The sequence below is a fragment of the Pseudomonas sp. MF6767 genome (genome assembly GCF_016405475.1).
Classification (GTDB): Bacteria; Pseudomonadota; Gammaproteobacteria; order Pseudomonadales; family Pseudomonadaceae; genus Aquipseudomonas; species Aquipseudomonas paracarnis.
Map to the genome: position 1 here is coordinate 66,698 of NZ_JAEKCY010000028.1, position 10,406 is coordinate 77,103.

At 56.4% G+C, this 10,406-nt stretch carries 9 protein-coding genes; 7 read left to right on the forward strand and 2 right to left on the reverse strand.

The annotated features are described in order from the left end of the window. The first annotated feature begins 179 nt into the window (after positions 1 to 179). The 5 genes from JFT58_RS27850 (at position 180) to JFT58_RS27870 (ending at position 5,425) form a co-directional block, all read left to right on the forward strand. A complete protein-coding gene (locus JFT58_RS27850; protein ID WP_054897370.1) occupies positions 180 to 2,333 on the forward strand; it encodes a TonB-dependent siderophore receptor in 2,154 nt (717 codons plus the stop codon). A gap of 979 nt (positions 2,334 to 3,312) precedes the next feature. After that, complete coding sequence (locus JFT58_RS30900; protein ID WP_254914306.1) at positions 3,313 to 4,005, forward strand: methyl-accepting chemotaxis protein; 693 nt, start codon at positions 3,313 to 3,315, stop codon at positions 4,003 to 4,005. 69 nt (positions 4,006 to 4,074) lie between these two features. Continuing rightward, entirely contained in the window at positions 4,075 to 4,428 is a 354-nt protein-coding gene (locus JFT58_RS27860; protein WP_054897368.1) for a VOC family protein, read from the forward strand. A 51-nt stretch (positions 4,429 to 4,479) separates the two neighbouring features. Next, entirely contained in the window at positions 4,480 to 4,728 is a 249-nt protein-coding gene (locus JFT58_RS27865) for a DUF6429 family protein (protein WP_054897367.1), read from the forward strand. Positions 4,729 to 4,804: 76 nt separating this feature from the next. Next, on the forward strand, positions 4,805 to 5,425 hold the full coding sequence (locus JFT58_RS27870) for a LysE family translocator (RefSeq protein ID WP_034127571.1): 621 nt from the start codon (positions 4,805 to 4,807) through the stop codon (positions 5,423 to 5,425). Between the two features lie 229 nt (positions 5,426 to 5,654). Here JFT58_RS27870 and JFT58_RS27875 read toward each other — a convergent pair whose 3' ends face one another. Both JFT58_RS27875 and JFT58_RS27880 read right to left on the reverse strand, forming a co-directional pair. Further along, the gene (locus tag JFT58_RS27875) at positions 5,655 to 6,170 is read right to left on the reverse strand and encodes a GNAT family N-acetyltransferase (protein ID WP_054897366.1); all 516 of its coding nucleotides are present in this window, start codon (positions 6,168 to 6,170) and stop codon (positions 5,655 to 5,657) included. Positions 6,171 to 6,287: 117 nt separating this feature from the next. Beyond that, positions 6,288 to 7,502 carry an aldose 1-epimerase family protein gene (locus tag JFT58_RS27880; protein WP_054897365.1) on the reverse strand — a complete coding sequence of 405 codons (1,215 nt, stop codon included), beginning with the start codon at positions 7,500 to 7,502 and terminating at the stop codon, positions 6,288 to 6,290. A gap of 670 nt (positions 7,503 to 8,172) precedes the next feature. Here JFT58_RS27880 and JFT58_RS27885 point away from each other — a divergent pair. Together JFT58_RS27885 and JFT58_RS27890 are read left to right on the forward strand one after the other, a co-directional pair. Next, positions 8,173 to 8,913 (forward strand): hypothetical protein, encoded by a 741-nt coding sequence (locus JFT58_RS27885; RefSeq protein ID WP_140915291.1) that lies wholly within the window; start codon positions 8,173 to 8,175, stop codon positions 8,911 to 8,913. Between the two features lie 298 nt (positions 8,914 to 9,211). Continuing rightward, positions 9,212 to 10,288 (forward strand): RES family NAD+ phosphorylase, encoded by a 1,077-nt coding sequence (locus tag JFT58_RS27890; RefSeq protein WP_054897363.1) that lies wholly within the window; start codon positions 9,212 to 9,214, stop codon positions 10,286 to 10,288. Positions 10,289 to 10,406: the final 118 nt, after the last annotated feature.

Below are 10,406 nucleotides of genomic sequence, written 5' to 3' on the forward strand. Positions count from 1 at the left end.
AAACCTCAACGATAACGTGGGTTTACGGAATCAACGCGGCGCCTGTGAGTCTTTCGCGAGCAAGCTCGCTCCTACAGAGTTAGGGCTTTTCCCTACAGACTCAATCTGCCAAACTGATGCGAATAATTATCAACAGATTTACTATTCGCCACGGAAGGCACTTGGGGAGCCCTACTTTCATGTCTGTGCAACAACGCGGCGGCAACGTTTTTACACCCAGTCTGATGGCAATCACTATCGCGCTAGCAACCTCCAATGCGGCCATTGCCGCCGACGCCGAAGCACCGGCCACCATCGAGCTGGGCGCTACCCAGGTCTCGGGCCAACAGCTTGGCGCAACCACCGAAGGCAGCGAGTCGTACACCACCGGCTCGATGAAGACCGCGACCAAACTGCCGCTGACCTTGCGCGAAACCCCGCAGGCCGTCACCGTGATCACGCGCCAGCGCATGGATGACCAGGCCATGACCAGCATCAACGACGTGGTCAACGCCACGCCGGGGCTGTTCCTCAATTACTCCAACGGCCCTGGGCGACAAGCCTTCACCGCACGCGGTTTCGATATCGACAACCTCATGTATGACGGTATCCCCAGCGGCTACAACGGTGCGTCGGTAGGCGCCCAGCCGAACCTGGCAATGTTCGACCGCGTCGAAGTGGTGCGCGGCGCTACCGGCCTGGTAACCGGCGCAGGCAACCCTTCGGCCGCCATCAACCTGATCCGCAAGCGGCCACTGGATGAGCAGAAAGTTACCCTCACCGGCGCCGTCGGCAGCTGGGACGATTACCGTGGCGAGCTCGACGCCTCCAGCCCGCTCAATGACAGTGGCACCTGGCGCGGCCGCGTCGTCACCTCTTACCGCGATGCCAACAGTTTTATCGACAAGGCCGAGCAGGATCATGGCCTGTTCTATGCCGTCACCGAAGCCGACCTGAGCGAAGACACCACCCTGACCCTCGGTTACTCGAACCAGAAGGACAAGACCAACTACTTCTGGGGCGCTTCGATGGTCGGCCTGGATGGGCGCCACCTGGGCTTGTCGCGCTCCTATAACCCAGGCACCGATTGGGAGAACAAGGACCAGGAAATCAACACCGTGTTCGCTGAGCTGCGCCAGCGCCTGGCCAACGACTGGAGCCTGCAGGTCAACGCCAACTATGCCGAACAGAACGCCTTGTTCTCCGGCTCCTACCAATCGCGCTGGACCAACGACACCCTCGCCCGCACGGTGTACCAGGCCAGCTACGATGAAAACCAGGCCGGGCTCGACGCCTTTGCCAGCGGCCCGTTCGAGGCGTTCGGCCGTACCCATGAACTGGTGGTGGGCGCCAGCAAGCGCATCTACGACATGACCACCCACAACTACAGCCCCTACGACCTCAACTGGCCGATCAATGCGGGCAAGCCGAACTTCACCCGCACCAACAACGTTCGCGAAGTCACCACCCAGGACGGTTTCTACCTGACCAGCCGCCTGAGCCTGGCCGACCCGCTGAAGCTGATCCTCGGCGCTCGTCTGGACTGGTACGACTACGACAACCGTGATGCCGCCGGCGACTACAAGGTCACCCGCAACCTCACCCGCTACGCCGGCCTGATCTACGATCTGGACGACCAGCATTCGGTTTATGTGAGTTACAGCGACATCTTCACGCCGCAAAAAGACAAGAGCACAGCCGGCACTCCGCTCAAACCCATCGTCGGTAAAAATTATGAGGTGGGCGTCAAAGGCGAATACTTCGGTGGCACGTTGAATGCCAGCGTGGCGCTGTTCCGCGTCGACCAGGAAAACCGCGCCGTGGCCGTGGTGGTGCCCAACTGCCCGCAGGCGTCCTGTGCCGAGGCCTCGGGCGAAATCCGCAGCCAGGGTATCGACTTCGAACTGCAAGGCGCCTTAACCGAAAACTGGCAGGTCGGCGGCGGCTATACCTATGCGCGCACCCACACCATCAAGGACGACGCCAACCCGCAGAAGGTCAACAAGCAGTTCGATACCGACATCCCGGAGCATCTGTTCAAAGTGACCACCCGCTACAACTTCCAGGGCCCGCTGGAAAAACTCCGGGTCGGCGGCAATATCTCCTGGCAGAGCCGCATGTACAACGACATCAAGCTAGCGGATGGCAGCAACTACCGGCTCCAGCAAGGCGGCTACGCCGTCACCGACTTGATGGCGGGCTACCGGGTCAATCAGCACCTGGACTTGCAGCTCAATGCCAACAACATCTTCGATCGCCACTACTACCAGTCCATCTCCAACTCAGTGACTTATGGTGGCGACTCCTATGGCAGCCCCCGCAATATGATGCTGACCGCCAAGTACAGTTTCTGAGCCCCATGCCCACCTCGGCTGCCCGCTCGGGCAGCCGCTCTTAAAGTCCCACGCCCACATGCCGATAACGCGTGGGTAACCGGCAACAATCCTGAATATCTGCTTGACTCCACAGCGGCGCGCCTGTGTGGCACACCGCGTGCTTGCTTGACCTCGACGCCCCCCTCTCATGGAGTAAGAGTGAATGCCCGTTCGTTTTCAAGAGCACTACCGCAAGGCCGACCGCATCATGCTGGCATTGATCTGGCTGATGTGCCTGTTCTCCCTCGGCCTGGCGTTCTGGCACGACACCCTCATGCAGGCCGTGATCGTCGGTGCGGGCACCGGCGTGGTGCTCACGGCGCTGTATCGCGTCATCGGCGGCACTCGCGTGATGCGCTGTGCGCTGGGCGCCGGCTTGATGGTGATGGCGGCGTTGCACATCAACCAGGCGCACGGAGTGATCGAATCCCACTTCGGCATTTTCGCGCTGTTGGCGGTGCTGACCTTCTACCGTGACTGGCTGCCGATTTTGGTGGCGGCACTGACCATCGCGGTGCATCACGTGGTGTTCCATGCCTTGCAGCACCAGGGTTTTCCTGTATTTGTGATGGAGCATCACGGCGGCTGGACGATGGTGTTCGTCCACGCCTTCTATGTGGTGATGGAGACCGTCGCCCTGCTCTACCTGGCCGTCCATAGCCAGGCCGAAGCGGTGGAGAGCCAGGAAATGCTGGAGAAGATGCTCGCCGTTACCTCGCAGTTCACGGTGGAAACCGCCCAAGGTGAAGGCAAGGCCCACGTATCCCTCGCCAAGCGGTTCGACCACTTCCTGCAGCAACTCACCCACCTGATCGACGGCGTCGCCCGCGACTCCCATGGCCTGGGCCAGCTCGGCCAGGAACTGGCCAGCGCGAGCGGCACCCTGGAAAAAGGCGCACGGCATCAACTGGCCCAGATCGGCGAAATGACCGGTTCGATGCAGCGCATGGAAGACGCCATGGGCCACATTACGGTGCAGGTCGAACAGGCAGTGGCACATGCAGGCCAGGCCAGCCAGCAGATTGTGCGCGGCCAGGAAAGCGTCGGCCGCGCCCAACATGAAATCAGCCAATTGGCCTCGCGCATCAACGGCACGGAGTCGACCGTGGAATCCCTGGCGGTGCAGGCAGAGCAAATCGGCTCGGTGCTGGAAGTGATCAGCAGCATCGCCAACCAGACCAACCTGCTGGCCCTCAACGCCGCCATCGAGGCTGCCCGCGCCGGCGAGCAAGGCCGTGGCTTTGCCGTGGTTGCCGATGAAGTGCGCAGCCTGGCCCAGCGCACCGCCCTCTCCACCCAGGAAATCAAGAGCATCATCGAGGGCCTGCAACACGGCAGCCGACAAGCCGTCGAAGCCATGCACGCCAGCCGCGAAGGCGTAGAGCGCTGCGTGGCAGACAGCCAAGTGGCCGTGGACATGCTACGGGCTGTGGGCGAGGACATCGCGCACATCGACCAACTCAACGGCCACATCGTCACCACCACCCGCGAGCAGACCTCGGCAAACCTGGAGATCGTCGAGCGCTTGCAGTCGGTACAAAGCATCGCCCAGAACACCGCCGACGACGTCGAGACACTCGCCCGCAGCAGCGAACGCCTGCCACCGATCGCGGTACGGCTGGATGCGTTGGGGCGCAGGTTTCATCCTTGAGCGCGTGGGAAATGGGCAGGCCCGGATACGCTACACTCGCGGCCTAAGATACGAGCCACGGAGGCCACCATGAGCAGAGCCGGTAAAGACAGACAGATCGACAATATTGAGTTCAACGTAAGCGACATCGCTCGCAGTAAAGCCTTTTACGGCGCTGCATTCGGCTGGACGTTCGTCGATTACGGCCCCACCTACAGCGAGTTCAGCGATGGCCGGCTCACGGGTGGTTTCACCACCGGCGAGCCTGTGCGACCGGGCGGCCCGTTGGTTATCGTGTACGCAGATGACTTGGACAGTGTGCAGCAGCGGCTTCAACAGCTGGGTGCGGTGATTACACGCCAGACGTTTTCGTTTCCTGGTGGCAGCCGGTTCCACTTCACCGATCCGGATGGGTATGAGTTAGCGGTGTGGAGTGCTGCGTGATGTTGAGCGTAAACTCAACAGGGTCTGTGTCACTCAAGCGGAGTACCCATTATGGAATACGACGAAAAACTGATTGAGGAAGCCGTACTTGCCCTGCTGACCACCTTCAGCTTTGATAACGGCAACTCATGGAAAGGCCACGACTTTCAAATAATGAACCGACTCCACGAGCAAGGTTTTATCAGTTATCCGGTGAACAAAAACAAATCCATTTGGTTGACGCAGGAAGGCTTGGGACGGGGCAGGCAAATTGCTGATCGGTTGTTTGGCGCGGCACCTGAAGCGCTCGCGGGGCCATAAGCCCAGCCACGGAGTGTTAAACCGCGCTTCATGCGTTTATCCTCAAGACTCCCCGACCTGCCAACCCGGAGCCGCCATGGACCTCGCCACCCTCGCCCTCTTCCTGCCCGCCTGCTTCGCCCTGAACATGGCCCCCGGCCCCAATAACCTGCTATCCGTGAGCAACGCTACCCGCTATGGCTACCGCACCTCCTGCCTCGCCGGTCTCGGCCGTCTGCTCGCCTTCGCCGGCATGATCGCCCTCGCGTCCGCTGGCTTGGCGGTGGTACTGCAAACCTCGGAGTTGTTGTTCTACGGGATCAAGATTCTCGGCGCGGCGTATCTGTTTTACCTGGCATATCAGCTATGGCGCGCAGACCCGCAGCAGCAGGTGGACACCGCGACGAGCAAGGTAGGTCTGTGGGCCTTGGCGCGGCAGGAATTTCTGGTGGCCGCGGGCAACCCCAAAGCGATCCTAATTTTCACCGCCTTCCTCCCGCAATTCGTGGTGCCCGGCCAACCCATCACCGCGCAATTTGCCCTGCTGGGTGTGATGTTCCTGGCCTTGGAATGGGTGGCTATCAGCGCCTACGCCTATATGGGCCTGCATATGCGCCGCTGGTTTGCCGAGCCGAAGGGCAAGCGCCTGTTCAATCGCTGCTGCGCGGGTTTGTTGTCAGCGGCCGCGGCGGTGTTGTTGACTGCGCGTAAGGCATGAGTGAGGCGTGAATGCGCCTGTGAAGATGACCGTCATCGGCATAGGTATCCACCTAACTTCAGTACGACGCTGCACCTGTGGCGAGGTAGCTTGCTCCCGTGACGACCTGGCAGCCGACGCCAATATAATTGATACCCCGTGATCCAAATGTGGGAGCTGGCTTGCCTGCGATGACGGCCTGGCAGCCGACAAAGATCCCACTGATGCCCAAGTTGCGTAAATACCTAGGCTATCTCAACGGCAAACCATACCTCACCTCCACCAGCGCCATACCGCCCCTCTCAAGATGGCGCTCTGTCCCGGCTTCCTCGACGCACCCCGCCTGGCGATAAAATCGAATCGCCCTTTCATTACCGGCCAAGACCCAAAGCGTCAAACGCTCATAGCCTTGCGCCAACAGGTCCTGCAAGCCGGCATTCCACAAGGCCCGCCCGACGCCGGTGTGCCAATGCTCAGCGAGTACGTAGATGGCCATGACCTCACCTGCAGTGGCCTGCACGGCGTCTTCGTCACGGCTGGCGCCGACGGCTATCCAGCCAACCACCTGCTGGCCCACCTCGGCGACCCATACCGTTGACTCACCCGAGGCAATCGAGCGTACCCAATGGGCTTCGCGCCGAGCAAGCGTTGCTTGCAATCCGCTCAAGAACTGGGCGGGCATCAGGTCACGGTAGGCGTCTTGCCAACTGCTGATATGCACTTGGGCAATGGCCTTTGCATCGGCGGGTAATGCTCTGCGAATCACGGATAGGCTCCTGAAATACGGTTATTTCAGTATGCATGCCCATCGATGACAGTTGCAGGGCGCGGGTTCCGGCGTCGATGAAGAACGTCGGGGCCCGCGTGAAGGCTTCAGCCAATGTCACCCCTTGGTCAGATCCACCAAAGGCGTCTGCCGCACCTCAGTCTCACGCCCACCCTGAATCTCGCTGACCTGCTTCAAGGCCTTTTCAACAGCCGCCTTATCCGCCAACAAGCTGTAGCTGATACGGAACTGCTTGTGGTCCTTCGCCCCGATCGTAGGCACCAGGTTCAGTGGCCGCTGATAACGACGGTTATAGGAAAAACTCGTCCCCGGCTCCAACCCCGTGACATAGCCCTGCCCTTGGGTATCAGTATTCTTCCACAGCGAAAACACCGGCAGTGTCTGCGTATTGAAGCCAACCGAAACCCCCAGGCTGACGGCCTTGTTATGCAACACCGTCAAGGTATCGCCCTTGGCATCGGCATACGGCACCACGTTGTAAACCGTTTCGTCATAGTCCTTCGTCGGTGCGCGATAGGTTTGCCAATCGGCCAGTTCGCCCTTGGCCTTGTCGTTGAACGGCGACACCTGCTTCACCGGCGCAACGAAACGCGCGCCCTGCTCCAGGAACGGCGTGCTGAAGTTACTGTGATACAGCGCCTGGTATTCCTTCGGATAATCGCCATTGTTGGTCAGCGTGTCGTTGAGGGCGAACACCACACTGCCAGGCTCGGTGACCAGTTCGGTCGCAACGGAGAAATCGACCTTCTTGAACGCCTGCTCTTTCAACTCGCCACGCAGGGTGATGGCGTACGGCGGTTTTTCATCGATATGCAGGGTGACTTTGTTCGCAGGGATATTGGCCGCCCGCCCGTGCAGGGTCAGCAACTCGCCGTTGTCGACGCCAGGGTGCCCGACCCATTCGTAGCCGCAGCGGGTGACCAGCTCATTGAAACCTTCCAACCATCCCAGACCACCGCGGCCATTGAGCTCGATGAAGGAAGGATTGACCACTTCCTTGACCGGCGAATCCCAGCCCATGCGCACATCGCCGACCGACGCCTGCAACACGTTCATGCCGCGAGTCGGCACTACCGAGAGCTTCATCGTGCCGTTATCGATATCGACGATGCTCACGCCCTCCTGCCGACCGCCGTGCAAGGTGCGCAGGGTGACGCTGAAGGGCTTGTCGGTTTGGATGCCGAGTTGCTGGCTGCTGACCTGCCAGTTCTGGGCGGCTTTGTCGGTGTCGAGGAGCACGTAATCCCAGGCTAGGGCGTGGGAGGCGGCAGAGAATGCGCTGAGGGCGACGAGGAGTTTTAGCGGGGTCATGGCGGTGGCCTTTATTGGAGTTGTTTGCGATTTATAAACTCGATGAAACGTTTCAGCAAGCTTAAAAGACGCGACAGTGTGGGGAAAGGCCATGAAGAAGGTGGAACAGATAAGGAGGTCAAGGCGATGCGCTTGCGGGCAGGCTGGAACGAAAACGCGAGTGGGCGGTGTATGAGCTTTGGTCCATCCGTGCCGGTTACAACCTTGCGTTGACTCATTGGCTGCAAACGGCCAAAAGCAGACGCTCATAAGCGCATTCACAACCTACAGCAACCCTTTAGCATAGAATACTGTCACCTAAGTGTTGAGACGCAGGTATAACGACTTCTGGGTTGTAATCGGTTTATTTGAATGGAGTTTCGTGCGACGCTTGCAGCATCACCCTTTCCTTACATTACCTCTCGCTGCGCGCATGGACGCAATCGCGATTATCGTTAACTGCGGGTTTGACAACAGTTAGCGCATATGGGTAAATCAAAAGACTGAAGCAAAGATGCTTGCAGACTTATTCGATTTAAAATTAATTACTGTTCAGGGCTAAGCTTAGAGAGAATCAACTAATATGATTGTACTTCTGATCACACTAATCTGTAGTCTTGTTGGTATTTCGGGGCTCGCGCTCTATTTTTACTTTCTATCTCGAGAAAAACAAAAAAACGAGAAGCAATTGATGCCGTTTGATTCAACGTTAGTAGCTTGGTGCGCGGCTGCTTTCGCCTTATTGATATGCTTTGCTTTTTTCATGCTTTTTGATCAGGATTTTGCCATTGACAACAATATTGGACAAATTGGTGATTTTATTGGAGGGCTAACCAATCCAATCTTAAGCTTTATCGCACTTCTGGTATTGTTGAGAACTACAATGATTCAGACGGCCGAAGCGAGAAAAACTGCTGACTTCCTAGAGCGTCAAATGAGATTTATTGAACGAGAAAAATTTGAGGGAACTTTCTTTCAAATTTTGGAAAGATTGGAAGCATATTGTGAAATCCATTACAGGCAGGCTGATAAAAATACCGGAGTTACAGAGGGAGATAAAATATCAATGAAGATTAGTGCGAATAATATCGCTCACAGCAAACTATCGTCGCGCGCACAATATCAAACTGTAAAAGGGGTCGTGAGTGGCCTGCTAAATAACGACATCTGCATTGGATTTAATAATCGCGCTATTCGTGCCTTGCGACTTATTAATAATGCAGATATACCAGAACCATTAAAGCGATCTTTCTCTAGCTTATTGACTGATTCTTTGTATCCAAGCGAGCGAAAAATTTTAGCGCATTATTCTTTTTTTTATAATCGTAACGCACGAAGAATGTTGCGCGAGTGGAGATTTCCGAGACTCAAAGAGCATGCGTTCGCCTCGACATTAACATTTCAATATTATTATAACGGGGTCAAAAATTAGTTTTGGATAGCATAATTAAAAAGATGGAATAATTTCACAAAGCTATTCAAGCCATTAATTATCAATGGGGTTTATTGAGAGCCCCTAGTTAACTAGCAGCTGTCCGCCCGCTGTTGAATTGCCGCTTTTGGCCAATTGCTTACTTTCGGAAGGGGCAGCTATATAACGCCCCTTCGCGACAGGCTGCAATCGGCCAACAAAGGACAAAAGCAGCCGGGCTCAAGTGAGCTTAAAACTGGAGCGATCCACTAGGTCTAAAGTTTGAGTTCAACCCCATATAACTATTCACGGTAGAACTATGATAGAAGAAACGGCGGAGACGAATCAAACCCTCCTTTGCTCTGATTGCTTCACAGATGAAGGACTGCGGATAGATGCATTCAAGCTCGGCATTGAGGAACACTTGAAATGTCCGAATTGTCATAGCCAAGAAGGGCGAAAGCTGACGAAGGAGCTTATTGAAGCTCTTGCATGGCGCTTTTTTGTGGGTGGAACTACCGTTCGTTGCGACTACGGCGCAGCGCCTGTTATTCAGTGCAACGAGCATCACTTTGGGAGGAGCGATATATCGCCCTCGATCTGGCTCAAAGATGACATCAGACTTCTTGAGGAGGCTGCTCAGCTTGGCTTCTTCCACTACGGCCCACGCCTCTGGATGATTGGCGAAGTCGAGCCACTTAAGGATCTTCAGGATGAATCGAAGCGGTTGCAAATCATCAAGCGCGTGATGAAGGAATACCCAGTAAAGACACTTGTGATGGGGGAAAAGTTTTATCGCCTACGAATCTGCCCACAACGTCCAGCTGATCCGGCAGAGTACGACAGCCCACCGATTGCACTCGCTGGAAAGGGGCGACTCGACTCGCCAGGCTTTCCTATCATGTACGGATCGCAGGACATCGACGTTTGCATCCATGAATGTCGAGCATCGACAGATGACGATATCTACGTTGCTACCCTGGAGCCCAAGCGAAACCTACGGCTCCTGGATCTTACTCATTTACTCGAAGAAGATGTGACAGAGTTCGAAAGCTTGGATATGGCTATCCATATGCTCTTCCTGGCACGTTCTCACTCCTATGAAATTTCCCGAGCAATCGCATTAGCGGCCAAAGAAGCGGGGTTTGACGGCATAATTTACCCGTCGTTTTTTAGTTTGATTCGCACTGGTGGCCATCCCTTTGAAACCACCTATGGTATGTCACTGCGGCGCTATCATCCTGAGCGGGAAAAATACGCAGAAGCATACACAATCCAAAATTTTGCCCTGTTTGGACGTCCACTGGAAAATGACCTTGTAAGCATCAAATGCATTAATCGATTGATACTCACTCAGGTCGGATATATAGGACATTTCGGCCCCGTGGAGTACTGACTCAAGTGTGGTGGCTATCGCTCTTCCTTGAAGGGCATCGGGTCATCTGCTTCCTCTCACGACGGGCAGCAATTGGCCGAAATCCGCCGGTCAGCCCCCTCCTCCCCAAAAATTCCTC

Excerpts from the sequence above, each read along its gene's own strand:
- JFT58_RS27850 (WP_054897370.1), top strand. The coding sequence starts at position 180 with ATGTCTGTGCAACAACGCGGCGGCAACGTTTTTACACCCAGTCTGATG.
- JFT58_RS30900 (WP_254914306.1), top strand. The coding sequence starts at position 3,313 with ATGGGCCACATTACGGTGCAGGTCGAACAGGCAGTGGCACATGCAGGC.
- JFT58_RS27860 (WP_054897368.1), top strand. The coding sequence starts at position 4,075 with ATGAGCAGAGCCGGTAAAGACAGACAGATCGACAATATTGAGTTCAAC.
- JFT58_RS27865 (WP_054897367.1), top strand. The coding sequence starts at position 4,480 with ATGGAATACGACGAAAAACTGATTGAGGAAGCCGTACTTGCCCTGCTG.
- JFT58_RS27870 (WP_034127571.1), top strand. The coding sequence starts at position 4,805 with ATGGACCTCGCCACCCTCGCCCTCTTCCTGCCCGCCTGCTTCGCCCTG.
- JFT58_RS27880 (WP_054897365.1), bottom strand. The coding sequence starts at position 7,502 with ATGACCCCGCTAAAACTCCTCGTCGCCCTCAGCGCATTCTCTGCCGCC.
- JFT58_RS27885 (WP_140915291.1), top strand. The coding sequence starts at position 8,173 with ATGCCGTTTGATTCAACGTTAGTAGCTTGGTGCGCGGCTGCTTTCGCC.
- JFT58_RS27890 (WP_054897363.1), top strand. The coding sequence starts at position 9,212 with ATGATAGAAGAAACGGCGGAGACGAATCAAACCCTCCTTTGCTCTGAT.